Source organism: Stenotrophomonas sp. 22692 (genome assembly GCF_052045015.1).
Lineage (GTDB): Bacteria > Pseudomonadota > Gammaproteobacteria > Xanthomonadales > Xanthomonadaceae > Stenotrophomonas > Stenotrophomonas geniculata.
Genome location: NZ_JBQEMR010000002.1, coordinates 206,606 through 230,210, shown reverse-complemented (window position 1 = coordinate 230,210; position 23,605 = coordinate 206,606). Strand labels below are relative to the sequence as shown.

20 protein-coding genes are annotated in these 23,605 nt (G+C 66.2%); 13 read left to right on the top strand and 7 right to left on the bottom strand.

Going from position 1 to position 23,605, the window contains the following annotated elements:
- Positions 1-251: 251 nt before the first annotated feature.
- Positions 252-2,318: a glycoside hydrolase family 97 protein gene (locus tag ACTJJM_RS03350; protein ID WP_440865177.1), complete on the bottom strand. Its 2,067-nt coding sequence runs from the start codon at positions 2,316-2,318 to the stop codon at positions 252-254.
- Positions 2,319-2,555: 237 nt separating this feature from the next.
- Here ACTJJM_RS03350 and ACTJJM_RS03345 point away from each other — a divergent pair, with 237 nt between their 5' ends.
- The 5 genes from ACTJJM_RS03345 to ACTJJM_RS03325 all read left to right on the top strand — a co-directional run bounded on the left by ACTJJM_RS03345 (position 2,556) and on the right by ACTJJM_RS03325 (position 8,927).
- Entirely contained in the window at positions 2,556-4,748 is a 2,193-nt protein-coding gene (locus ACTJJM_RS03345; protein WP_440865151.1) for a Six-hairpin glycosidase-like protein, read from the top strand.
- Positions 4,745-6,232, top strand: coding sequence for an MFS transporter (locus ACTJJM_RS03340; RefSeq protein ID WP_191850805.1), 1,488 nt, complete (start codon positions 4,745-4,747; stop codon positions 6,230-6,232). Before ACTJJM_RS03345 ends, ACTJJM_RS03340 begins: the two co-directional genes overlap by 4 nt.
- Positions 6,232-7,956, top strand: coding sequence for an alpha-amylase family glycosyl hydrolase (locus ACTJJM_RS03335; RefSeq protein ID WP_440865150.1), 1,725 nt, complete (start codon positions 6,232-6,234; stop codon positions 7,954-7,956). Before ACTJJM_RS03340 ends, ACTJJM_RS03335 begins: the two co-directional genes overlap by 1 nt.
- A 125-nt stretch (positions 7,957-8,081) precedes the next feature.
- On the top strand, positions 8,082-8,468 hold the full coding sequence (locus tag ACTJJM_RS03330) for an SseB family protein (protein ID WP_010483507.1): 387 nt from the start codon (positions 8,082-8,084) through the stop codon (positions 8,466-8,468).
- A 141-nt stretch (positions 8,469-8,609) separates the two neighbouring features.
- Complete coding sequence (locus tag ACTJJM_RS03325; protein WP_019337081.1) at positions 8,610-8,927, top strand: hypothetical protein; 318 nt, start codon at positions 8,610-8,612, stop codon at positions 8,925-8,927.
- Between the two features lie 133 nt (positions 8,928-9,060).
- On the opposite strand, the gene ACTJJM_RS03320 is transcribed toward ACTJJM_RS03325, so the two are convergent.
- The 3 genes from ACTJJM_RS03320 to ACTJJM_RS03310 all read right to left on the bottom strand — a co-directional run bounded on the left by ACTJJM_RS03320 (position 9,061) and on the right by ACTJJM_RS03310 (position 14,723).
- Complete coding sequence (locus tag ACTJJM_RS03320) at positions 9,061-12,645, bottom strand: ABC transporter permease/M1 family aminopeptidase (protein WP_440865149.1); 3,585 nt, start codon at positions 12,643-12,645, stop codon at positions 9,061-9,063.
- A 12-nt stretch (positions 12,646-12,657) separates the two neighbouring features.
- Positions 12,658-13,560: an ABC transporter ATP-binding protein gene (locus ACTJJM_RS03315; RefSeq protein WP_440865148.1), complete on the bottom strand. Its 903-nt coding sequence runs from the start codon at positions 13,558-13,560 to the stop codon at positions 12,658-12,660.
- A 131-nt stretch (positions 13,561-13,691) separates the two neighbouring features.
- Positions 13,692-14,723, bottom strand: a complete 1,032-nt coding sequence (locus tag ACTJJM_RS03310) for a LacI family DNA-binding transcriptional regulator (RefSeq protein WP_010483499.1) — start codon at positions 14,721-14,723, stop codon at positions 13,692-13,694.
- 138 nt (positions 14,724-14,861) lie between these two features.
- On the opposite strand from ACTJJM_RS03310, the gene ACTJJM_RS03305 reads away from it, so the two are divergent.
- Both ACTJJM_RS03305 and ACTJJM_RS03300 read left to right on the top strand, forming a co-directional pair.
- Positions 14,862-15,257 (top strand): hypothetical protein, encoded by a 396-nt coding sequence (locus ACTJJM_RS03305; protein ID WP_049480140.1) that lies wholly within the window; start codon positions 14,862-14,864, stop codon positions 15,255-15,257.
- A gap of 170 nt (positions 15,258-15,427) precedes the next feature.
- On the top strand, positions 15,428-16,003 hold the full coding sequence (locus ACTJJM_RS03300) for a single-stranded DNA-binding protein (RefSeq protein ID WP_010483495.1): 576 nt from the start codon (positions 15,428-15,430) through the stop codon (positions 16,001-16,003).
- A gap of 123 nt (positions 16,004-16,126) precedes the next feature.
- Here ACTJJM_RS03300 and ACTJJM_RS03295 read toward each other — a convergent pair whose 3' ends face one another.
- Complete coding sequence (locus ACTJJM_RS03295; protein ID WP_224329103.1) at positions 16,127-17,080, bottom strand: LysR family transcriptional regulator; 954 nt, start codon at positions 17,078-17,080, stop codon at positions 16,127-16,129.
- A 57-nt stretch (positions 17,081-17,137) separates the two neighbouring features.
- On the opposite strand from ACTJJM_RS03295, the gene ACTJJM_RS03290 reads away from it, so the two are divergent.
- From ACTJJM_RS03290 to ACTJJM_RS03265, 6 genes are all read left to right on the top strand, one after another.
- Complete coding sequence (locus ACTJJM_RS03290; protein WP_019337070.1) at positions 17,138-17,464, top strand: nuclear transport factor 2 family protein; 327 nt, start codon at positions 17,138-17,140, stop codon at positions 17,462-17,464.
- Positions 17,461-18,243: an SDR family oxidoreductase gene (locus ACTJJM_RS03285; protein WP_010483490.1), complete on the top strand. Its 783-nt coding sequence runs from the start codon at positions 17,461-17,463 to the stop codon at positions 18,241-18,243. Before ACTJJM_RS03290 ends, ACTJJM_RS03285 begins: the two co-directional genes overlap by 4 nt.
- 211 nt (positions 18,244-18,454) lie before the next feature.
- A complete protein-coding gene (locus ACTJJM_RS03280) occupies positions 18,455-19,360 on the top strand; it encodes a hydroxypyruvate isomerase family protein (protein ID WP_440865147.1) in 906 nt (301 codons plus the stop codon).
- A 27-nt stretch (positions 19,361-19,387) separates the two neighbouring features.
- Positions 19,388-21,073: a GMC oxidoreductase gene (locus tag ACTJJM_RS03275; protein WP_180836281.1), complete on the top strand. Its 1,686-nt coding sequence runs from the start codon at positions 19,388-19,390 to the stop codon at positions 21,071-21,073.
- Positions 21,073-21,648, top strand: a complete 576-nt coding sequence (locus ACTJJM_RS03270; RefSeq protein ID WP_010483485.1) for a gluconate 2-dehydrogenase subunit 3 family protein — start codon at positions 21,073-21,075, stop codon at positions 21,646-21,648. Before ACTJJM_RS03275 ends, ACTJJM_RS03270 begins: the two co-directional genes overlap by 1 nt.
- Entirely contained in the window at positions 21,648-22,406 is a 759-nt protein-coding gene (locus tag ACTJJM_RS03265; protein WP_440865146.1) for a 3-keto-disaccharide hydrolase, read from the top strand. Before ACTJJM_RS03270 ends, ACTJJM_RS03265 begins: the two co-directional genes overlap by 1 nt.
- 10 nt (positions 22,407-22,416) lie before the next feature.
- On the opposite strand, the gene ACTJJM_RS03260 is transcribed toward ACTJJM_RS03265, so the two are convergent.
- Together ACTJJM_RS03260 and ACTJJM_RS03255 are read right to left on the bottom strand one after the other, a co-directional pair.
- Positions 22,417-22,671, bottom strand: coding sequence for a c-type cytochrome (locus ACTJJM_RS03260; RefSeq protein WP_049480174.1), 255 nt, complete (start codon positions 22,669-22,671; stop codon positions 22,417-22,419).
- Positions 22,672-22,741: 70 nt separating this feature from the next.
- Entirely contained in the window at positions 22,742-23,605 is an 864-nt protein-coding gene (locus ACTJJM_RS03255) for a sugar phosphate isomerase/epimerase family protein (RefSeq protein WP_010483479.1), read from the bottom strand.

Sequence of the window (23,605 nt, the reverse complement as noted above, 5' to 3'; positions counted from 1 at the left end):
TCGATTCGTGAACGTCCCGGAGTGACCGTGGACGTGCGACGCGGTGGCCGCTGTCGTCGCCGCTATGGTAGGCAGCGCGTTCTTCGCGGGAATCACCCTGCATACGTATTCAATGGCGTTTGCAGGGGTGTAATCGCTTTCAGGTGCATCGTTCTGTAGAGCCGAGCCCATGCTCGGCTGCGTTCCGGCGCTGCGCACCGCTGCCCGAGCGAGGGTTCGGGCGCTACAGCGGCGCGCAGGGAGGAAGACGTTCAACGGATAGGCGTGAAGCGAATGGCCTGTCCACCGCCCGGTGCCAGCACCAGCGTCAGGGCATCGGCGCTGGTCACCTCCCGGGTTTCTCGTGCGAACGCGAACGGGTTGCTGCGGAAATCAGCGCCCTCGCCATCGCGGTAGATCTCGGCGCGATAGCGCACGCCGGGTTCCAGGAAGCCCAGCGACACCGGCAGCACGCGGCCGTGTTCATCGGTGATGCTGCCGAGGAACCAGTCGCGGCTGTTGCGGTCGCGGCGCACGATCGTCACGTAGTCGCCCACCTCGCCATCGAGCACGCGGCTCTGCTCCCAGTCCACCGCCACGTCTTCGATGAAGCGGAACGCCTCGCGATGCTGCAGGTAGTGCTCGGGCAGGTCGGCGGCCATCTGGATCGGGCTGTACAGCACCACGTACAGCGCCAGCTGGCGCGCCAGCGTGCTGGGAATGGCCTGGCCGTGGCGGCCCTTCAGGCTGAGGATGCCGGGGGTGTAATCCATCGGCCCGGCCAGCATTCGGGTGAACACCAGGTTGACCTCGTGCTCCGGCGGATTCGGCGGCTGGCCCCAGGCGTTGTACTCCATGCCGCGTGCGCCTTCGCGCGAGATCCAGTTGGGGTAGGTGCGGCGCAGGCCGGTGTCCTTGATCGGCTCATGCGGGTTCACCGACAGGTGCCGGCGCGCGGCCTCCTGCACCACCTTCAGGTGATGGCGGGCCATGAACTGCCCGTCGTGCCACTCGCGCCAGAGCGAGCCGCCAGCCGGATTTCGCCGGTCGACCTGGCCATCGTCGCAGACGTAGCCGGTCTTGAACTGGTCCACCCCCAGCCGTGCGTACAGGTCCAGCGCGGCGCCCAACTGATCCTCGTAGTGCTCGATGGCACAGCCGGTTTCGTGGTGGCCGATCAGGTGCACGCCCTTTTTCAGGCCATACGCCGACAGCGCTTCGATATCGAAATCGGGCGTGGCGCGGGTGAAATCAAAGTTGTAGCCATTACCCACCCACATGCCGTCCCAGCCCGGATTCCAGCCTTCCACCAGCACGCCGCGGAAGCCGTGCGCAGCAGCGAAGTCGATCACCTTCTTCGTCCTGGCGGTGGTGGCCGCATGCTTCGGCCCGGTCGCCCAGCTCTCGTTGTCCAGGTGCATCGACCACCACACCCCGAGGTACTTGGCGGGCTTCACCCAGCTCACGTCGCCCAGCGCATTGGGTTCGTTGAGGTTGAGGATCAGGTCCGATTCGATCAGGCCACCCGCGCGGTCAGCAACCTGCAGCGTGCGCCAGGGTGTGGCGAAGGGGAGGGCACGGCGCACCTTCCAGCCTTCGGCCGAGGGCGAGAGCTGCGCGCGCAGGCGCTGGCCCTCGGTGCGGCGCAGCCACATGCCGGCGTAGTCCACCAGCGCAGCCTCGTGGATCGCCACGTGCAGGCCATCGCGGCTGCGCAGGGTCATCGGCGTATGCACCTGCGGCACTTCGCGCAGCGGGGTACGCTGGTACAGGTACTCGTAATGGATCGGTTCGCCGGCGGGAATCCACCAGGCGGTGGAATCCTGTGCGATGGCAAACTCGGTCAGCTCGTCATCGATGATCGCTTCGCGCAGGTTCGGCTGCTCGGGGAACACGTAGCGGAAGCCGAGGCCGTCGTCGTAGACGCGGAACACCACATCCAGCCGCCGCTTGCTGCCCGTGGTCTCGGCCAGCTGCACGGTCAGCTCGTTGAAGTGGTTGCGGGTGACCCGGCGCTCGCCCCACGGCTGCTCCCAACTGTCGTCGACGCTGCGCCGCTGCTGGCCGAGCAGGGCGAAATCGCGGTCCAGGCGGCCATCGCGCAGGGCGAAGCCGAGCTTTGAATCCTCCACCACGGGCTCGCCGAAACGCTCGACGCGGTAGCGGGCGGTGCCGCCGTCCAGCACCAGGCTGACCTTCAGCACCTTGCCGGGTGATTCGATGCTGGCGACCTGTGGCGCGACCTGTGGCGCGGCCTGTGCCAGCGTGGCCCAGGCCAGCAGGGCCAGGCCGAGCAGGTGCGCGATTGCCGCGCGTACAGCAGTGGGTGACATCGGCAGTTCCCCTCCCAAGGCGCCGTTGGCAGACCCGGACCATAAGCCAGCGCGGCAGGCGCGCTACCGCGTGACGCCATGAATACGTATGCAGCTGGACGCAGCCGACAGCCCCGCGTCTACCATGGGGCCAAGGCACCTTGAGGGAGGGGCCGTGCCCGCCCGCCGGCAACGACGGTGCGGACCTACAACGCGTGCAGAGAGGGAGGGAGGCCGACGGGCGCAAGCCGGTCCGCCGCTTCGATGCTGAAGATCATTTGCCTGACCGCTGCCCTCGGGGCAGCGCTGGGATCGACCGCGCAGGCGGCCGACCTGCAATTCGACGGCCGCCAAGCGCGCGCCGAAGCCGCTGCCAACGGCAGCTTCGTGCTGCATGCGCCGAAAGGTGAGGTGCGTATCGCGCCCATGCCGATGCGCAGCCAGACCGGTAGCATGATGTTCGACGCGTTGTTTGCGCTGGCCCAGCAGGAGATGGACCAGGACCGTGTGGACGCGATTCGCGACCCCGCGTTCGACGAGGGTCGGCCGGTGCCGTGCGAGTGCTTCCAGACCGGCGCGCGCTGGCCCTATGTGTGGACCCGCGATGTCAGCTTCGCCGCCGATCTGGCGCTGGCGCGGTTGGACCCGCAACGCACCCGGCAGTCGCTGCAGTTCAAGCTGTCGGCGGCCCGCGATGGTCACACGCCCGGCCTGTTCGTGGCGCAGGACACCGGTTCCGGTGGCAGCTGGCCGATCAGCAGCGATCGCGTGGTGTGGTTCCTGGCGGCACGTCATCTGCTGGAGGATCGCGCGTTTGCCGATCAGGTCTGGCAGGCGCTGCAGGGCACGCTGGCACAGGACCGCGCGATGGTGTTCGACGCGCAGGTGGGCCTGTACCGCGGCGAGACCTCGTTCCTGGACTGGCGCGAGCAGACCTATCCGGACTGGACCCGCGAGGACGTGCGCTTCATCGGTGATTCCTACGCGCTGTCCACCAACGTGCTGCACTACCAGGCGCTGCGCCTGGCCGAACGCTTGGCCGGCAAGCGCGGCGATGCCCGCGCGGACGAGTACAAGGCGTGGGCCGATGCGTTGGCGCAGCAGATCGATGCGCGCTTCTGGCGGGAGGACATGGGCCAGTACATGAGCTACATCGGCGAAGCGGCGCACCCGGTGCCGTACGCCAAGGTCGATCTGCTGGGCCTGTCGCTGGGTATCCTGGCCGACGTGCTGCCGACCGGGCGTGCGCGCCGTGCGCTGGCGGCGTACCCGATCGGGCCGGCCGGCAGTCCGGTGGTCTGGCCGCAGGAAGGGCAGCAGCCGATCTATCACAACCGCGCCATCTGGCCGTTCGTCAGCGCCTATTCGCTGCGCGCGGCGCGCCAGCTGGATGATGTCCCGCGCATTGCCGCCGAGATCCGTTCGCTGATGCGCGGCGCCGCGCTGGCCGGTTCCAACATGGAAAACTACGAGCTTGTCAGCCAGGCCGTGCATGTGGACGAAGGCGCGCTGAGCGGGCCGGTGGTCAATTCCGAGCGCCAGCTGTGGTCGGTGGCCGGCTATCTGGCCATGGTCACCGAAGGCGTGTTCGGCGTGCAGGACGATGGCCGCGTGCAGCCCAAGCTGCCGGCCGTGCTGGTGCCGGAACTGTTCGGCACGCATCCCCGTATCACGTTGGAAGCCAACGGCAAGCGCTATGTGCTGGAGCGCCCGCAGAACGTGGGCGATGGCCTGCTGGTGGCCGGCAGAACCACCACGCGTGGCAGCACCACGACAGTGCAGCTGGTCGCCGCCCCGGCAGCAACCGGTTTCGCTGCCACGGCTGCGGATGCCAACGTGCGTGCGCCAGCCACGCCGGTTGCGCCGCAGGCCCCGCGCAAGGGCACGGGCTGGAACGTTCCGGTGGCAGCCGATCAGGTGCTGTGGAAGGACGGCAAGGCGGTCACCGCCAGCAACGGCGTGGCGCGCATCAACGACGATGGCCTGCAGCATTGCCTCAGCCTGACCCGGCGCGAAGGCACGTTGGAATCGCTGCACAGCCCGATGCTCTGCGTCGGTCCGCAGCAGGTGCTGAAGGGCGAGGAACGCTGGCAGTTCACCTCGGCCAAGGCCGGGCAGGTGCGCCTGCGCCTGCAGTACCGCAACCCGAGCGGGCCGATCAACACCGGCGTCACGGCTGCAGTCAAGCAGCTGGTGCTGCAGTGCCCGGGCCAGCCTTTGCAGCGGCATACGGTTGCGATGCCGCACAGCGTGGCCGTGCAGGACTCGACCTCGGCAACGTTCGCCGTGCACAAGGGGCCGTGCACGGTCGCGCTTGAAGAAGGCTTCAACATGAGCGCGCTGCAGCATTTCGCGCACTACACCGGCGGAAAGGGCGGGCGCGACGGCGTGCTCAACCAGGCGCAGGTGCAGGCGTTGAAGGTGACGCAGGTGGCGGCGGAAGAGGACGCACGATGAATCGTCCCGCCAAGCCACAACTGTCGTTCTGGCAGATCTGGAACATGTGTTTCGGCTTCCTCGGCATCCAGTTCGGATTCGCCCTGCAGAACGCCAACGCCAGCCGCATCTTCGAGACGCTGGGCGCGGACATCGACGCGGTACCTGGATTGTGGATCGCCGCGCCGCTGACCGGCCTGCTGGTGCAGCCGGTGATCGGTTACCTGTCCGACCGCACCTGGACCCGCTGGGGGCGCCGTCGTCCATACTTCATGATCGGTGCGGTGCTGACCACGCTGGCCCTGCTGGTGATGCCGAATTCGCCGACGCTGTGGATCGCCGCCGGTACGCTGTGGGTGCTGGATGCCTCGATCAACGTATCGATGGAGCCGTTCCGCGCCTTCGTCGGCGACCAGCTGGCGCCACGCCAGCGCCCCACCGGCTATGCCATGCAGAGCTTCTTCATCGGCGTGGGCGCCATCGTCGCCAGCTTCCTGCCGTTCATCCTGGCCCACTTCGGCGTCGCCAATACGGCCGCCGCAGGTGAAGTGCCGGACACCGTGCGCTATGCGTTCTACTTCGGCGCGGTGGTGCTGCTGGCGGCGATCACCTGGACGGTGGTCAGCACCCGCGAATATTCACCGGCGGAGCTGGCCGGGTTCGATGATGCCGAGCCGCCGGCACATCACGCAGCGGCGACGATCAGCGGTCCGGCGCCCTGGGCGCAGGTGGCCGTATGGCTGGGGCTGGGCGTGCTGCTGGCGCTGCTGATCGCGTGGCGGCAGGGCGACCGGATGCTTTACGTGCTGGCCGGCCTGTGTGCCGGCTACGGCCTGCTGCTGGCCGTGGCCCGCGCGCTGCCTGGCACGCATATGCTGGCCGCCATCGTGGGCGACCTGCGGGCGATGCCGGTCACGATGCGGCGGCTGGCCTGGGTGCAGTTCTTCTCGTGGTTCGCGCTGTTCGCCATGTGGATCTACACCACTGCCGCAGTGGCCGGTGTCCACTTCGGTTCGGACGACCCGAAGACGGCGGCCTACAACGAGGGCGCCAACTGGGTGGGCGTACTGTTCGGCGCCTACAACGGCTTCGCTGCGTTGGCGGCGGTGCTGATTCCACTCATGGTGCGTGCGATCGGCCTGCGCTGGAGCCACCTGCTCAACCTGTGGCTGGGCGGTGCCGGGCTGGTCTCGCTGATGTTCATCCGCGACCCGCACTGGCTGCTGCTGTCGATGGTCGGCGTTGGCTTCGCCTGGGCGTCGATCCTCTCACTGCCCTACGCACTGCTGTCCGACAGCGTGCCGGCGTCGAAGATGGGTGTGTACATGGGCATCTTCAATTTCTTCATCGTGATCCCGCAGCTGGTCGCGGCCAGCGCGCTCGGCTTCGCCCTGCGTACGTTGCTGGGTGGCCAGCCGATGCATGTACTGGTGCTGGGCGGCTGCAGCCTGTTCGTCGCCGGTCTGTGCGTGTTGTGGGTTCCGTCCCGTCCGGAGGTGGTGTGATGCGTGGTGCGCTGTCTGTTGCGCTATCTGTTGCTGTTTCCCTGGTGCTGGCCGGCCACGCGGCGGCCGCGCCGCGCCCGGACTATGTGGGCACCACCGAACCGTTCGCCAGCGATGCGGTGTACTTCGTGGTCACCGACCGCTTCGTCAACGGTGACCCGTCCAACGACCATCGTGACCAGGGTGGCAAGCACCGCACCTTCGATATTCCGGTGCCGTGCCCGGACAAGGTGGACGGTAATATTGGCTACCTCGGCGGTGACTTCCGTGGCGTACTCGACAACGCGCAGTACATCCGCAACCTGGGTTTCGGCGCGGTGTGGATCACGCCGATCGTGGACAACCCGGACGAAGCCTTTACCGGCAGCAAGCCGATCAGCTGCACCAGCACGCTGACCGACCGTGGCAAGACCGGCTACCACGGCTACTGGGGCATCAATTTCTACAAACTCGATGAACACCTGCCCAGCAAGGACCTGGACTTTGCCGGATTGACCAAGGGCCTGCACGGTGCTGGCTTGAAGGTGGTGCTGGATATCGTGGGCAACCACGGTTCGCCGGCCTGGACCATGCCGACGCGGCAGCCACAGTTCGGCCAGATTTTCGACAGGGATGGAAAACTGATTGCCGACCACCAGAACCTGCCCCCGCAGAAACTGGATCCGAAGCACAACCCGCTGCACGCGTTCTACAACAACATTGGTCCGGTCGACAGCAAGGATGGCTCGATCTTCGATGGCAACCTGGCCGAGCTGTCCGACTTCAACCAGGACAGTCCGGCGGTGATGGAGTACCTGGTCGGCGCCTACCTGCAGTGGACCGCGCAGGGCGTGGACGCGTTGCGCATCGACACCATCGGCTGGCTGCCGCACCCGTGGTGGCATGAATTCGTCAAGCGCATCCGCGCCGAGCATCCGGGCATGTTCATGTTTGGCGAAGCCTTCGACTACAACGCGGCGACCATCGCCGAGCACACCTGGCCAACCAATGCCAATGTCAGCGTGCTCGATTTCCCGCTGCGCGGCGCACTGGAGCAGACCTTCGGCACCGCCGGCAAGGGCTTTGAAACGCTGGCCGAGCCGCTGCACCTGAGCGGGGGGCCGTACGCCAACCCGTACGAGCTGATGAGCTTCTACGACAACCACGACATGCCGCGCCTGCAGGCCAGCGACAGCGGTTTCATCGATGCGCACAACTGGCTGTTCACCGCGCGCGGTATTCCGGTGGTCTACTACGGCTCGGAAACCGGCTTCATGCGTGGCCGCGCCGAGCACGCCGGCAACCGCGCCTACTTCGGCCAGCCACGTGTGGATGCTGCGCCGAAGAGCCCCATCTTCGCGCCCCTGCAGCGCATCGCACGACTGCGCGAAGCCACCCCGGCGCTGCAGCGCGGCCTGCAGGTGAACGAGCGGCTGAAGGGTGATGAGGCGGTGTTCTTCCGCGTGCTGCAGCAGGGCGAGGTGGCGCAGACCGCGCTGGTGCTGCTGAACAAGGGCGACCAGGCCAGGAGCTTCACCGTGGCGCGTTACGTCCAGGCTGGCCGCTGGCGTGATGCGCTGGACGGCGGTTCGTTGCAGGTGGATGCCTCCCTGAAGGCCGAAGTGCCCGCGCATGGCGTGAAGGTGTACGTGCTGGATGCCGCCGTGCAGCAGCCAGCGCTGCAGGCCGAGCTGGACAAGGCGATGGCCGACCAGAAGGCTCGGGACCAGCGTCTGGGACGGTGAGGGCGCCGCCGGGCATGGCCCGGCGCTACCGCTCTGGTGGGTGCCAACCTCGGTTGGCACGCTCTTCGAGCAGTCGAGCAGGCTCGACCCTACAATAGGCCCCCCTCACGCCCTGCCGTACCGCCATGACCGACCTCGCCCCGCAGACCCCGATCGAAACCCTGCTGAAGGCGGCGATGGACGGGGCGGTGCCGATCCGCGCCTTCATGGAGGCCTTCGTCGCTTCCGAGGTAGTGCTGCTGACCGGCAGCCTGGTCACGCCCGACGGCAGCGGCTTCGACCCGCTGCTGTTCGACAAGCAGGGCATCCTGCACGTGGCCGTGTTCACCGATCCATCGCGGGTGGGCATCTACAGCCAGCAGGCCCAACACCAGATCCGCTGGTTGATGCTGGACGTTCTGCGCCGCGTGCCGGGGGGCTACGGCGTGGTGATCAACCCAGGCACTCCGCTGGGCTTCGAGATCTCGCCCAGCGGCGTCGGCGAGATCCTGAAGGACTTCGCCCAAGGCTGATTGTCCTGTAGAGCCGAGCCCATGCTCGGCTGCCGTTCGCGCAATGCCGGATCAGTCGAGCACGGCCCGACCCTACAGAACGCTTCCCTTCGGGTGCCGTACGTGATCCCCTTTGGTTGACACCAGGATCGAGGCTCTGCCATGGAATTGAGGGAACTACCTGCCGGCTCACCAGCACGATCACGCCATTCCCGCTCCGCACTGATCTTCCTGATCTCAGCGATCGCTGCCGCGCTGGTGTCCATGCCCCTGCTGCGCGCGGTGGGCATGGTGCTGTGGCCGGTGTTCGTCATTGCCTGGCTGATCAACCTGGGCGCGGCCTGGCATCTGGCCCAGTGGGCGCGCCAGCAGGGCCGTTCGGCGTGGGCGTTCGGGTTGCCGGCAGCGTTCGGCACCGTCGCCTCGATCGTGGTCTATGTGCTGCTGGCATTGTTGGGGCCGAAGGCCGCGGTGCACTGAGTTTTCGCGGCTGCCGTGGACAATGTGCCGAGCATGGCTCGGCACTACAGCAGGGCCAAGCCAAACAGAAAGGCCGAGCCAAGCCCGCACGTGTTGCGTGGAGCGCCGGCGCACAGGCCGGCGCCCCGTTGCCTCACATCGTCACCTTGCGCCGGTTGTCGTCGCTCACCCGGTCGATCAGCTTGTTGTACGGATCGAAGCCTGCTTCGTCCGGCTTTTCGTCCACCGTCACCGTGATCTTCGGCTCCGCACTGGTGATGTGATGACGCTGCAGGTACAGCACTCTCTGGTCGCGTTCCTTGCCTGAAGGCCCGTTGGCGAACACGCCGATCTCGATCCAGTCATCCATCTTCCCGTCGCTTTCCTGGCCCTTGCCGTCGGCATATTGCTTGGCAGCATGCAGGTCCAGGGTCACGTCGTAGCGGCCGTCATCGCGCTTGCGGGCGCTGGTGACCATCACCCGGTTGTCGTAGAAACTGATCTTCTCGAACAGGTCGGTAACCAGCGGCTGGCGGTCGGCCGGGGTCTCGGCGCGGATGTAGGCCAGCAATTCGCGCGAGGTGGTGTAGGGCGGTTGCTGGTAACCCTTGTCCTGCAGGAAACGCTTCAATGCCCGGTTAAGCGCCTGCTCGCCGATCTCCTCGCGCAGCCGGTAGAACACCAGCGAACCCTTCTGGTAGTGGATGTACTGCTGGTTCTCCACACGTTCCAGCGGCTGTTCCTCGATGGCCTCGCCACCACGCCCGGACAGGTAGCCGTCCAGTTCGCGCTTGAGGAACTGACGCATGTGCTGGCGGCCGTACTCCTGCTCCATCACCATCAGTGCCGAATACTGCGACAGCGATTCGGACAGCACCGTCGCGCCCTGCACGTTGGCACCAATCACCTGGTGCGCCCACCACTGGTGTGCGATCTCGTGCGCGGTCACATAGAACACGTAGTCCACCTTGTCCGGGTCACGCAGGTCGGCGATGAAACCGATGGCCTCGGAGTAGGGGATGGTGTTGGCGAACGACTGCGCGAAGCGCGCATAGCCCGGGAACTCGATGATGCGCACCTGGCGATGCTGGTACGGGGTGAAGTTCGCCTCGTAGTAGGCCAGCGATTTCTGCACCGCTTCGATCATCCGGTCCACGTTGTAGCCGTGCGCCGGGTCGAAGTAGACCTCGATCGGGATGTCCTTGTACTTTGCCTTGCGCACCTCCCAGCGCGCCGACAGATAGGCGTAGAAGTTCAGCATCGGCCGGTCCATGGCATAGCTGAAGCAGCGCCGGCCGTTGACCGTGGTCTCATGCTGGAGGTACCCCGGGGCCAGCGCCACCTGGTCCGGTGCCGTGCAGACCGTGGTGCGGAAGTCGAGCCAGTCGGCATCGTTGGAGATGTAGGTGTTGGCGCGTGCGGCTTCGTCTTCCAGCTTGGGCATGCGCCGCGGCTCGCCCAGGTCGCGCTTGCGGCGTTCGTTGCGGTCGCTGATCTCGGCGCCTTCGTTGTAGCCGAAGGAAGGCAGCACGCGGCTGTTGAAGAAGGTGCCGTTGTCGACGATGTTGCTTGGTGCCTGGCCGGCGGTGATGCCGTTGGGCTTCTGCACCACCCGGAAATGCACGCTGCGGGTTTCACCCGGTTGCAGCGGTTTCTGCAGGCGGTAGATGCGGTAGCCGAGATCGGCGTCATGCATCGAAAGTGTCTGCCCACCCAGGTCGACCGCGATCAGCTGCTTGTCATCGCCCATCGAGACGTGCACGTCCTGAATCGGCGTGGCGTGGGTGTTGCGTACCGTCCAGTTCGCATCGATCACCATCGACTGCGATTCCGGGAACAGGTCCACGCGGTTGTCCACGGCGACAATGCGTGGTTGCGGCAGGTTGCGGTATTTCGACAGCTCGCGCTCGTAGCGGACCTGCAGATCCAGCTGCTGGTCCGGAGAAAGGAACTCGTTGCGGATGTTGGTGCTCCAGTACAGCCAGCTCCCCACGCCGACGAACGCCAGCGCGGCCACCGCGGCGAAGGCGCCGGTCGGACCACGCAGGCGGCGGCCGGCCAGGGCCAGGCGCTGGCGCAGGCCCTGGCTGACACCCCGTACCCAGAAGGCCGACGCCAGGCACATCAAGGTCAGCAGGAACAGGGCCCAGTAGCCCTGGAATGCCAGCTGCCCGGTCAGGAAGTGGCCGTAGCCGTTCATGTCCGAATAGGGTGCGTTGGGCCAGCTGCCGAAGTTGTACAGGTTCTGCGTGTAGTCGAGCATGCCCAGCACACCCTGACCGATCATCACCACGATCAGCAATGCGTAACCGACGAACTTGTTGTTGGTGAGCACCTGCAGCACCAGCGCCAGGCCCCCCATGAGGATGTAGACCAGCGAATCCAGCGCCAGGCTGCGCAGGTACAGCAGCGGCTCCAGATGCGTGTAACCCTTGGCCAGCTGCACGCCCATCGCCGCCAGCGCGCCGGCGGCCTGGAAACAGACGATCACGGCCAGCAGTGCGGTGAACTTGGCCAGCAGCGGCACCCAGTTCGGCACCGGCATGGCATCGGTCACTTCATTGATGCGCGCGCTGCGTTCCTTCCAGACCAGCTCACCGGCGAAGAACAACACGATGATCACCAGCAGCCAGCTGAAGGCGCCCTGCAGCCCCATGATCATCTGCGAGGTGACCGGCCAGATCGAGGTGCCGTACAGGGTCTGCCGGAACAGCGCGCTGGGCAGGAAGTTGGCCAGGCCCAGTACCAGCAGCACGATGAACGACACGCTGCGCAGGACGCCGCGTGTATCGAAGCGGACCTGGCGCAGGAACTGCTGCCACGCGGTGGTGGCAGTGAACGCCGGTACCACGCGCGGCAGTGTCGCGCGGCTGGGGCGGATGCCGGCGGCATCGGCAATCGGCTGCGCCGGCCTGCGGCCCCAGCGCCGACGGCCACTGCCGCTGCGTTCGGTGCGGAACAGCGCGAAGGTGGCGGCGAACAGTACGGCAGCCACGCCCAACCACAGGGCGCGGTTGGCCAGCAGGTAACCGGCCAGCTCGGGAATCCCGTTGTTGCGCTCGGCGGTGGACCAGTAGCGGATCGTGCGGCCCAGTGCGCGCATGCCCAGCGGCTCGCTCAGCACCGCGATCCAGGTGTTGTCGATGTCGCGCAGCAGGGCCGCGCTGGCGCCATACAGCACCAGGTAGGCCACCAGGCCGATGTAGACCCACAGGATCGAGCGGGTCAGCGCCGCCAGCAGCGACAGCAGCGCGGTGGTGAACAACAGGTTGGGAATGACGATGACTGCGAACGTCCACGCATAGCCCTGCCAGCTGATCGGGCCCATGCGTTCGGGATCGACCCACGGCATGAATGGTGCCAGCCATAGGCCGAACGCGATCAGCACGTAGACCAGCAGGCCTGCCGCCAGGGCGGCGGCGATGCGTCCGGCCAGGTAGTCGCGGCGTTTCACCGGGCTGGCGAAGATCAGTTCGGCGGTGCCGAGTTCGAAGTCACGCAACAGCGCGTTGCTGACGAACAGCGCGGTGACCAGCATGCCGAGCAGGGTGAAGATGCCCAGCATCTGTGCGATCACGGTGGGCGCGTTGCTGTGCACGTTGCCGGCGCCACCGCCGATCTGCACCGCGTCGCTGGACGCGGCGGCGAAGGCGAGCAGGGCGAACAGCCCGGCCAGCAGCCACAGCAGCGGGGAGCGCAGCTGCTCGCGCAGCTCGAAGCGGAAGAAGTTGAGGATCATGGCGTGCTCCGCTCAGGCTGCCGCGCGGGCACGGGCCTGCAGGCGCAGGCGCTGGAAGTACACGTCCTCGAGGTCGGGGGCTACGGCGGCGAAGCCGTCGCCGGGGTCATTGGCGCTGTGTACGTGAATCACCGGGCGACCACCGACCAGGCGGGTGGACAGCACCACGTAGCGTGCCTCGTGGTCGGCCAGTTCCGAAGGATCGACCTGCTTGCGCCAGACCTGGTGCTGCAACGCGTCGATGGCCTCGGTAGGCCGGCCGGTCAGCAGCACCTGGCCCTTGTTCATGATCGCCATCGTCGGGCACAGATCGGTCACGTCCTCGACGATATGGGTGGACAGGATGACTGCCACGTTCTCGCCGATGGCCGCCAGCAGGTTGAGGAAGCGGTTGCGTTCTTCCGGGTCGAGGCCGGCGGTGGGTTCATCGACGATCACCAGCCGCGGGTCACCCAGCAGCGCCTGGGCGATGCCGAAGCGCTGGCGCATGCCGCCGGAGTAGGTGCCGAGCTTGCGCTTGCGCGCGTCCCACAGGTTCACCTGCTGCAGCAGCCCATCGACCACCTCGCGGCGCTGCGCGCGCTGGGTCAGGCCCTTGAGCACCGCGAAATGTTCCAGCAGGTCCAGCGCGCTGACTTTCGGGTACACGCCGAAATCCTGCGGCAGGTAGCCGAGCCGGCGGCGCACCGCGTCCTTGTCGCGCAGTACGTTGATCGGCGCCTCGCCTGGAATGGTGAGGGTGGCCGTGCCGCTGTCGGCTTCCTGCAGGGTGGACAGCGTGCGCATCAGCGACGACTTGCCGGCGCCGTTCGGACCGAGCAGGCCGAACATGCCGCGCGGGATGTCCAGGTTGACGTTGTTGAGGGCATGCACGCCGTTGGCGTACGTCTTGGACAGCGAATCGATCTTCAGCATGCGACGTACACCTTTCCATGGGCGATGTCTGCGCGTTATCCGCGCATCGGCTTCCGTGCGCATCCGCCGTTGGTCATGGGGGGAGAATTCCGCCGTCGCACGTTGAGGCGTGGCGGGAGGTCTGGTGGCGCTTACCGGCGCAGCGACGATTCCCGCACCACCAGCTTCACCGGGATGCTCTGGCCCTCCACCGGTTGCCGGCCGATCAGCGTCAGCAGGCGCTCCACCAGCAGCTGGCCGGCCTGCTTGGTGTCCTGCTGGACCGTGGTCAGCGCCGGAGACACCGAGGCCGCCAGCGGGATGTCGTCGAAGCCGGTCACCGCCACGTCCTGCGGCACCCGTAGCCCGGCCTCGCGCAGGGCGCGCATCGCACCGATGGCGATCAGGTCGCTGGCGGCGCAGATCGCATCGATCGGTTCGCCGCGCGCCAGCAGCGCCTGGCAGGCCTCCTGGCCGGAAGCCTCGGTGGTGATCGCATCGTGCTGCAGCGCCGGTTCGGCGGCCAGGCCGTGGTCCTGCAGGGCCGCGACATGGCCGCGGTAGCGCTCCTGGAATTCGGGGTAATGGCTGGAGGCATGGCCGAGGAAGGCGATGCGGCGGCAGCCCTGCTGCAGGAGGTGGGTGGTGATGTCATGTCCGCCCTGGAAGTTGTCGCTGCCGATCGAGACACCGGGCTGGCCGGGCAGGGCGGCGCCCCAGCGCACAAAATGCGTGCCCTGTTCGACCAGCCGCTGCAGGCGGTCGCGCGATTCGTGGTAGTCGCCGTAGCCGAGCAGGATGATGCCGTCGGCCTTGTTGCTGTCCTCGTAATCGGCCTGCCAGTCGGTGGACAGCTGCTGGAACGAGACCAGCAGGTCCTGCCCGTGCAGCGCGCAGGCGCGGGTGATCGAGCCCAGCATCGAATGGAAGAACGGGTTGATCAGCGAATCGTCGTTGGTCGGGTCCTCGAAGAACAGCAGGGCCAGGGTGCCGGCGTTGCGCAGGCGCAGGCTGGAGGCGTTCTTGTCGACCTTGTAGTTCAGCTCGCGGGCGATGCGCAGGATGCGCTCGCGGGTCTCGGCATTGACCATCGGGCTGCCCCGCAGGGCCCGCGACACGGTCGGCTGGGAGACCCCGGCCAGGTGGGCGATGTCCAGGGAGGTGGCTTTGCCTTTGATCGTCATGGGCACGCGGAGGGGGCAGGGGGAAGGGTGCCCTGGCATGATGCCATGGGGGGGCTGCAGGCAGTCCCGCCCGATGCTGCTTGTGGTCAAGGTCGCAGGCATGCGACGGTCCGAGCCACAGCCTGATGGAGCCAAGCGGTGTCTTTTCGCCTGTACCCGGATGTTCCGGATGATTTCGAGGCGCGGATCCGTATCCTCGCGCCGGAGGAGGGCGGGCGACGCAGCCCGGCCCGGAACGGTATCCGCTGGGACTTCGCCTACGCCGCTGACGTCGGGGCGCCAGAGCTGTTCATGATCTGGCCCGACTTCCGGCACGCCGAGGGCGACAGCTGGGCGACCGAGCTGCCGCTACCGGTGGGCGAGCCCCTGTTGGCCGGCCTGACCGTGGTCAATGAGGTGCTCAGGGCGGGGCTGCACCGGGAGCGTATCCGGCCCGGCGTGCGCTTCCACTGCCATGAAGGGCCCAGGGTGGTGGCGGTGGGGGAGGTCACACGGGTCACCGGCTTGCTGCTGGATCGCCCCCTGCTTCGTTGAGGTCGGTTCCGACCCGGATCGGCCGGATTCCCGACGGGCCGGGGGCGAAGGGAATGGTAAGATGCCTCGTTCCGATATCCCCCATTCGCAACCGTGGGAGGTCCAGCGTATCGGCACCCCGTCGGGTGTGCTATCACTGGTCCAGCCCCGGACAACGGAAGAATCCATCTATGGCGCGCGGCATCAACAAAGTCATCCTGGTCGGCAACCTCGGCAACGACCCGGACGTGAAGTACACCCAGAGCGGCATGGCGATCACCCGCATCAGCCTGGCCACCACCAGCGTCCGCAAGGACAAGGATGGCAACCAGCAGGAACGTACCGAATGGCACCGCGTGGTGTTCTTTGGCAAGCTCGGCGAGATCGCCGGCGAGTACCTGCGCAAGGGCAGCTCGGTCTACGTCGAAGGCAGCCTGCGCTACGACAAGTACACCGGCCAGGACGGCGTGGAGAAGTACTCCACCGACATCGTTGCAGATGAAATGCAGATGCTGGGCGGCCGCGGTGAAGGCGGTGGCGGTGGCGGTGGTGGCAACTACGGCGGCGATCGCCCGCAGCGTCAGCAGGCGCCGCGCCAGGAGTACGGCGGCGGTGGCGGTGGCCAGCGTGGCGGCCAGGGCGGTGGCTATGGCAACCAGGGCGGCAACCAGGGCGGCGGTTACGGCAACCAGGGTGGCAACCAGCGCCCGCAGCCGCAGCAGGCTCCGCCGATGGACGACTTCGCTGACGACGATATTCCGTTCTAAGCGCACCTTCGGTGCATCCCGACAAGGGCTCCTGGCATGCCTGCCTGGGGCCCTTGTCGTTTTTGAGGCCCTGCCGGGATCCTGTTGTCCGACGGCCGCCGATGCAGACGTTCCTCGATGTTGTCACCGATTGCCGAACACGCCCTGGTCCAGCAGGCAATCAATGAACGCCCCCAGCAGGGCGGGGCGATGCCGCCTGTTCGGGTAGTAGAGAAAAAGCCCGGGGCGCGAGACCGACCAATCCGCCAGTACCCGCACCAGCAATCCCTGGGCCAGCAGTTCCCCCACGCGATCCTGCTCGAAGTGATAGGCGATTCCAAGGCCGGCCAGTGCCGCCGCAATCCCGACGTCAGCGTGATTGGTGACGACAGGACCGTCCACGGCGACCTCCAGGTGGCGACCTCGCTTCTTGAACTCCCATCGGTACTGCCTGCCGTCACTCTGCAGCCGCCAGTTGATGCAGGCATGGTCCTGCAGTTCCGTTGGAGATCGCGGCGTTCCACGGCGTGCGACGTAATCCGGTGACGCCACGGCGACCATGTTCAGGTCGGGAGTGAGGCGGATGGCCACCATGTCCTTCTCGAGCTGCCCGCCCACGCGGATGCCTGCATCAAACCGCCCACTGACGATGTCGCTGAGCGCGTCGTCGACCACGATGTCGACAACGACATCAGGGTAGGCCTGGTGGAAGCGGGCAAGCCGCGGGGCAATCAGTGTTCTCGCGGCGATGCCCAGCGTATTGATGCGCAGCGTCCCATTCACCCGCCCGGTCGCCTCGCGGGTTTCAGCGACCGCTACGGCCAACTCCTCGAACAGCGGCGCTATGCGCGCGTACAGTCGCCCGCCACTTGCTGATGGCGCGACGCTTCGGGTCGTGCGATTGAGCAGGCGGGTGCCGAGGCGGCCTTCCAGTTGACGGATGGTCTGGCTCAGCGCCGAGGGCGATACCCCCAGATGTTCCGCAGCCCGCGCGAAGCTCTGGCGTTCCACCACCGCCACGAAAGCCTTCAGTTCAGTGAACTCGGATCCGCGCATTAGGTAGACTTTTCGACATAACCCATTCGGATTATAGGGCATTCACTTAACTGGCCTGCGTGCACATCCTGAGCGCCTCACCACTGCAGGAGCCCAGCAATGAATGCACTGACCCTCCCAGAGCCCATTGCCGCGTACTTCGCGGCCGAGCATGACCCCGAAGCCCTCGGGCGTTGCTTCACCACCCAGGCGATCCTCAAGGACGACGGGCACACGCTCACCGGCGTCAACGCGATCAAGGCCTTCCTGGCCGAGGCATCGGCCAAGTACCGTGCTACCAGCGTGCCATGCGCCATCGCGCGGCAGGAACACTGTCACGTTGTCCGCGCCACTGTCAGCGGCAATTTTCCAGGCAGCCCGATCCTGCTGACCTACCGTTTCGAATTGCAACGAGGCCTGATTGCAGCGCTGGAGATCACTGCATGAGCTTCGATCTTCAACTCGGTGGCCTGCGGGCCGTGGTAACCGGCGGCACGTTGGGTGTGGGGGCTGCGGTGGTCAGGACCCTGGCCGAGGCCGGGGCCCGGGTGATGACGTCTGCGCGCAGCTTGCCGGCACGGCCGGTCGAAGGGGTCGCGTACGTGGCAGCCGATCTGTCGACGGCCGAGGGCACCGGCATCTTCGCCCAGGCCGTTCTGCAGGCGTGGGACGGCGCCGACATCCTGATCAATGTGCTGGGGGGATCAAAGACACCAGGCGGCGGCTTCGCGGCGATCAGTGATGCGCATTGGTTTGCCGAGCTGAACCTCAATCTGATGCCGGCGGTTCGTCTGGATCGCGCCTTGCTGCCGGCCATGCTCGCGCAGCGCGCTGGCGTGATCATCCATGTCAGTTCGATCCAGCGCATGCTGCCTCTGCCGGAGTCCACCACCGCGTACGCCGCGGCCAAAGCGGCACTTACGACGTACAGCAAGTCGCTTTCAAGAGAGGTCACCGCCAAGGGCGTGCGCGTGCTGAGCGTTGCGCCGGGCTGGATCGAGACAGAGGCTTCCCGGGAATTTGCAGAACGGATCGCGGCAGAAGCGGGAACCGATTATGAAGGGGGCAAGAGGCTGGTCATGGACTGGCTCGGGGGGATCCCGGTGGGGCGCCCCGCGGCACCGCAGGAGGTGGCCGATCTGATCACGTTCCTGGCGTCTCCCCGGTCTGCCTCGATTTCCGGAACGGAGTATCGGATCGACGGCGGCACGGTCTCGACGCTGTAGCCAACAGGCGTCGTCCCGCTGCCACCGCCCAGAAAGAAAGCCCCGCTCATGCGGGGCTTTCCTTTGTCCGCGATTCCTGCGGAGTTGTGCCCCGCAGCATCAGCTTTCGTGCACCGCGACTTGCAAACAGACAATTTCCTCCCCTATGGTGCAATCGATTGCATTGCAGTGAATCGTTGCGTTTGATACCGGTTGGGAGGCCGGCAGGTGGATGTCCGTCCATTCGATCAGACCGGCCCCGCCGACGGGGCTCACGCGGCGCGATGCGCTGCGCATCGCAGTTGCCGGCAGCATTGGCCTGGGGGCCGCGACAATCGCGGGCACGCTGCCCGCATCCGCCGCCACCGCGCCGCTCAAAGGCAGCCTGAAGCACTCCGTCGCCCGCTGGACCTTCCCGCAGCTGTCCGTCACCCAGCTCTGCGCGACGGTGAAGGACATCGGCTTCGCCGCGATCGACCTGGTCGGCCCGGAAGACTGGCCGACGTTGAAGGCCCATGGCGTGTACAGCTCGATGTGCAACGGCGCGGAGCTGGGCCTGACCAAGGGCTTCGCCGGCCGCGAGTTCCACGATGAACTGGTGGCTCGCTACACGCGGCACATCGACCTGGTCGCCGACTCAGGCTATCGCAATCTGATCTGCTTCTCGGGAAACCGCAACGGCATGGACCCGCAGGAAGGTATTGCCAATGCCGAGGCCGGCCTCAAGCGCATCCTCGGGCATGCCGAGAAGCGCGGCGTGGTGCTGGTGATGGAGCTGCTCAACTCCAGGGTCGATCACCACGACTACCTGTGTGACCACTCTGCCTGGGGCGTGGAGCTGTGCCAGCGGCTCGGCTCGGACAACTTCGGCCTGCTCTACGACATCTACCACATGCAGATCATGGAAGGCGACATCATCGCCACCATTGGAAAACACCACGCCTGCTTCAAGCATTACCACACCGCAGGCGTGCCAGGCCGGAACGAGATCGGAGACCAGCAGGAGCTCCACTATCCGGCCATCTGTCGCGCGATCCGCGACACCGGTTTCAAGGGGTATCTGGCGCAGGAGTTCACGCCTGCAGCGCCCGATCCCGTTGCCTCATTGCGCGAGGCGATCCGCCTCTGCGACGTCTGAAACGATATCCACCCAGGTGAGAAACCCATGGCAGATAATCACTACGACGCCATTGTTGTTGGCTCGGGAATCAGTGGCGGTTGGGCGGCGAAGGAGCTGACCGAAAAGGGCCTGAAGGTCCTGATGCTGGAACGTGGCCGTAACATCGAGCACGTCAAGGACTACGTCAACGCGATGAAGGAGGCGTGGGACTTCCCGCATCGCAATCGGCCAACGCAGGCGATGAAGGCCGACTTCCCGGTGCTGATGCGCGATTACGGCCTGGCCGAGAATCTGGAAGGAATGTGGGCCAACGAACAGGACTCACCCTACATCGAGACCAAACGTTTCGACTGGTTCCGTGGCTACCACGTCGGCGGCCGCTCGCTGCTGTGGGGGCGGCAGAGTTATCGCTTCTCCGATCTGGATTTCGAGGCGAACCTCAAGGATGGGATCGCTGCTGACTGGCCGATCCGCTACGCCGACATCGCGCCGTGGTACGACTACGTGGAAAAGTTCGCCGGCATCGCCGGCACGCGCGAAGGACTGGACGTGCTGCCGGACGGCGAATTCCTGCCGCCGATTCCCTTGAACATCGTCGAGAAGGATGTGGCCGCGCGTATCAAGAAGGCCTTCGGCGGAACGCGCCACATGATCCACTCGCGCACCGCCAACATCACCAAACCGATGCCCGAGCAGGGGCGCGTCAACTGCCAGTACCGCAACAAGTGCATCCTGGGCTGTCCCTTCGGTGCCTACTTCTCGACCCAGGCGGCGACGCTGCCAGCGGCGATGAAGACCGGCAACCTGACCTTGCGTCCGTTCTCGATCGTCAAGGAAGTGCTCTATGACAAGGATCGCAAGCGTGCCCGCGGCGTGGAGGTCATCGACGCCGAGACCGGGCAGACCTACCAGTACACGGCCAAGGTGATCTTCCTCAATGCGTCGTCGTTCAACTCGACCTGGCTGCTGATGAACTCGGCCACCGATGTGTGGGAGGGCGGGCTGGGGTCATCGTCGGGCGAGCTCGGGCACAACGTGATGGACCATCATTTCGGTGCGGGTGCCTCGGGCCGGGTCGAGGGCTACGAAGACAAGTACTACTTCGGCCGCCGTCCCTGCGGTTTCTACATTCCACGCTTCCGCAACGTCGCAGCCGACAAGCGCGGCTATCTGCGCGGGTTCGGCTACCAGGGCGGTGCCAGCCGAAACGGCTGGTCGCGCGAGATCGCCGAGCTGAACATCGGCGCCGACCTGAAGGAAGCGCTGACCGTGCCGGGTGACTGGCGCATCGGCATGACCGGGTTCGGTGAAATGCTGCCGCACCACGACAATACAATCCGCCTGGACCACGACCGCAAGGACAAGTGGGGGCTGCCGGTGCTGGCGATGGACGTTGCCATGCGTGCCAACGAACTGGCGATGCGCAAGGACATGGCCGCCGATGCTGCCGAGATGCTGGAGGCGGCCGGCGTCAAGGACGTGAAGATGCACGACAACGACTATGCCCCGGGCAAGGGCATCCACGAGATGGGGACCGCGCGCATGGGACGTGATCGCAAGAGCTCGGTACTGAACCAGCACAACCAGGTCTGGGATGCTCCCAACGTCTATGTGACCGACGGTGCCTGCATGACCTCCAGCGCCTGCGTGAATCCCTCGCTGACCTACATGGCGCTGACCGCGCGCGCGGCCGACCACGCGGTACGCGAACTGAAAGCGGGGAACCTCTGATGGATCGTCGCGAACTGCTGAAGATGATCGTCGCCGCCACCGGCGCGGCCATGGTTGGATTGCCTGCGCTTGTGCAGGGGCAGGCACCGGCGGGCGCCACGAAGATCCATTTCTCCGATGCCGATGTCGGCACGCTGGACGAGATCGCCGAGACCATCCTGCCGCGGACCCGGACACCTGGCGCGAAGGACGCCGGTGCCGGGTTGTTCATGGCGACATTCGTCAGCGATTGCTACACCGCCCGGCAGCAGGCGGCGTTTCGCGCCGGCCTGGCCGACATCGACAAACGCGCAGGTGGCCGCTTCGTATCGCTCACACCGGAAGCCCGCACCGGGTTGCTGCGAACGCTGGACGCTGAAGCGAAGGCACGCCCTGCCGACGTGACCGAGACCGGTACACCAGAAGAGGGCGAGGCGATGCCGCACTACTTCACGATGCTCAAGCAGTTGGCCATCTTCGGCTTCTTCACCTCCAAGGTCGGCGCGACCGGGGTGCTGCAGTACGTCGCGGTGCCGGGTCGTTACGACGGCGACCTTGCCTATGTTCCCGGCACGCCGGCGTGGGGAACCAGCTGATGGACGATATTCTGATGATCCGCTCTCTGTTGATGGCCACCGGCCTGCTGGCCGCAGTACCTGCCTACGCGCAGAGCGGTGCCGACGCTGCGCGTGACCCGAAGAAGACCGAGGTGTGGACGCCGGTGCCTGCAGTCGTGGCAACGCCCGCGGGCAAAGCGCCGTCCGACGCCATCGTGCTGTTCGATGGCAAGGACGCCTCGGCGTGGGAGGCAGAGCAGGGCGGGCGCGTGCCCTGGACCGTCGCCGATGGCGCGATGACCGTGGTGCCGGGCAGCAAAGGCATCCGCACCCGGCAACGCTTCTGCGATGTCCAGCTGCATGTCGAATGGCGTACTCCCACCGAGACGAAGGGCTTCGACGGCCAGAACCGGGGCAACAGCGGCATCTTCCTGCAGGAACTGTATGAGCTGCAGGTGCTCGACAGTTACAACAACCCGACGTATGCCAACGGCCAGGCGGGTTCGATCTACAAGCAGGCCATGCCACGGGTGAACGCCTCGCGTGCACCGGGCCAGTGGCAGGTTTACGACATCATCTGGAAGGCGCCGCGGTTCTCGCAGGGCGGCGGCCTGACGTCGCCCGCGCGCATCACCGTGCTGCATAACGGCGTGCTGGTCCAGGACGACACCGTGCTGGCAGGCAAGACCGAGTACATCGGTGCGCCTTCGTACGCGCCCCATGCGTGCGCGCCGCTCTATCTGCAGGAGCATGACGCCAAGGTCAGCTACCGCAACATCTGGGTGCGCGAACTGTAGCGCCCACCCGCTATTTCGCCAGGTAGCTGGCGATGTCATCGATTTCCTGTTGCGACAGTTGCGGGAAGGGCGGCATCAATCCGCCGCCCTTCCTGATCTTGTCCTTGATCTGCGCGGGCTGCAGTCGTTTGCTGATGTCGGTGAGCGCGGGAAACGCGCCCGGCATGCCAGCGCGATCGGCACCGTGGCAGGCCGTGCAGTTTGCGCTGTAGAGCTTCGCACCGGCCGCAGGGTCGTCCTTGCACCAGGCCGTGGTCGCAAGCATCGCGCCGCACAGGACCGCGGTCAGGGTGAAGCTCAATTTCAGGCGAGTGTTCAAGCGAGGCTCCTTCGCATCAGCGCGGTGCGCGAGCAGGTTGGTCGATGGCCAGGTGTTCACGCAGGTAGTCCGCGCCGGTCTGGATGACCTTGGCCGGGTTGCGCGGCTGGTCGTGCTCGATGATGTACCAGTGCACGCCCGCGGCGGCCGCGGCTGGCAGGATCGCGTTCCAGTCCAGTACGCCCTGGCCGACGGCGGCGAATCCGCCTTCGTCTTCAGCCTGGCCCTTGGGCGCATTGTCCTTGGCGTGCACCGCGAACACGCGATCACGGAATTTTCCCAGCATCACGGCCGGGTCCAGGCCTGCACGTGCGACCCAGGCCAGGTCCAGCTCGGTCTGCAGGTCGGGGCCGGCCGCTGCGAACAGCAGCTCCAGTCCGGTGCTGCCATCGAAGTCGACCAGCTCGAAGTCGTGGTTGTGATAGGCCAGGCGCATGCCCTTGGCTCGTACCTGTTTCGCGATCCTGCCCAGCTCCTGGCCCAGTGCGGTCCAGCCCGCGGCGTCTGTCGGCCGATCCTTCGCATCCAGGTACGGCACCACCAGCGTGGTGTTGCCGATCGACCGGTTGAACGTCACCACGCCGTCCAGATCATTGCGCAGCTCGGCCAGCGGCACATGCGACGAAACCGCCTTGATCGAATACCGGTCCAGCAGCCGCTTGAGCTCCGCAGCGCTGGCGTTCTGCGTGCCGACCGTCTCCACTGCGTGCACACCGGCGTCGTGGACGATCTTCAGCTGCTGGTCGAGCGACCCGGCGTTGCGCAGGGTATACATCTGCACCGCGATCGGTTTCTGCGTGCTGGCGGCTTCGTCCGCGAAAGCGGGCAGGGTGGCGAACAGCAGGATGAGACTTGCACTTCTACGGAAAAGAGCTTTCAT

Bases quoted from the DNA above. Each gene is read 5' to 3' on its own strand.
- ACTJJM_RS03345 (WP_440865151.1), top strand. From the start codon at position 2,556: ATGCTGAAGATCATTTGCCTGACCGCTGCCCTCGGGGCAGCGCTGGGA.
- ACTJJM_RS03340 (WP_191850805.1), top strand. From the start codon at position 4,745: ATGAATCGTCCCGCCAAGCCACAACTGTCGTTCTGGCAGATCTGGAAC.
- ACTJJM_RS03335 (WP_440865150.1), top strand. From the start codon at position 6,232: ATGCGTGGTGCGCTGTCTGTTGCGCTATCTGTTGCTGTTTCCCTGGTG.
- ACTJJM_RS03330 (WP_010483507.1), top strand. From the start codon at position 8,082: ATGACCGACCTCGCCCCGCAGACCCCGATCGAAACCCTGCTGAAGGCG.
- ACTJJM_RS03325 (WP_019337081.1), top strand. From the start codon at position 8,610: ATGGAATTGAGGGAACTACCTGCCGGCTCACCAGCACGATCACGCCAT.
- ACTJJM_RS03320 (WP_440865149.1), bottom strand. From the start codon at position 12,645: ATGATCCTCAACTTCTTCCGCTTCGAGCTGCGCGAGCAGCTGCGCTCC.
- ACTJJM_RS03315 (WP_440865148.1), bottom strand. From the start codon at position 13,560: ATGCTGAAGATCGATTCGCTGTCCAAGACGTACGCCAACGGCGTGCAT.
- ACTJJM_RS03310 (WP_010483499.1), bottom strand. From the start codon at position 14,723: ATGACGATCAAAGGCAAAGCCACCTCCCTGGACATCGCCCACCTGGCC.
- ACTJJM_RS03300 (WP_010483495.1), top strand. From the start codon at position 15,428: ATGGCGCGCGGCATCAACAAAGTCATCCTGGTCGGCAACCTCGGCAAC.
- ACTJJM_RS03295 (WP_224329103.1), bottom strand. From the start codon at position 17,080: ATGCCCTATAATCCGAATGGGTTATGTCGAAAAGTCTACCTAATGCGC.
- ACTJJM_RS03290 (WP_019337070.1), top strand. From the start codon at position 17,138: ATGAATGCACTGACCCTCCCAGAGCCCATTGCCGCGTACTTCGCGGCC.
- ACTJJM_RS03285 (WP_010483490.1), top strand. From the start codon at position 17,461: ATGAGCTTCGATCTTCAACTCGGTGGCCTGCGGGCCGTGGTAACCGGC.
- ACTJJM_RS03280 (WP_440865147.1), top strand. From the start codon at position 18,455: ATGTCCGTCCATTCGATCAGACCGGCCCCGCCGACGGGGCTCACGCGG.
- ACTJJM_RS03275 (WP_180836281.1), top strand. From the start codon at position 19,388: ATGGCAGATAATCACTACGACGCCATTGTTGTTGGCTCGGGAATCAGT.
- ACTJJM_RS03270 (WP_010483485.1), top strand. From the start codon at position 21,073: ATGGATCGTCGCGAACTGCTGAAGATGATCGTCGCCGCCACCGGCGCG.
- ACTJJM_RS03265 (WP_440865146.1), top strand. From the start codon at position 21,648: ATGGACGATATTCTGATGATCCGCTCTCTGTTGATGGCCACCGGCCTG.
- ACTJJM_RS03260 (WP_049480174.1), bottom strand. From the start codon at position 22,671: ATGCTTGCGACCACGGCCTGGTGCAAGGACGACCCTGCGGCCGGTGCG.
- ACTJJM_RS03255 (WP_010483479.1), bottom strand. From the start codon at position 23,605: ATGAAAGCTCTTTTCCGTAGAAGTGCAAGTCTCATCCTGCTGTTCGCC.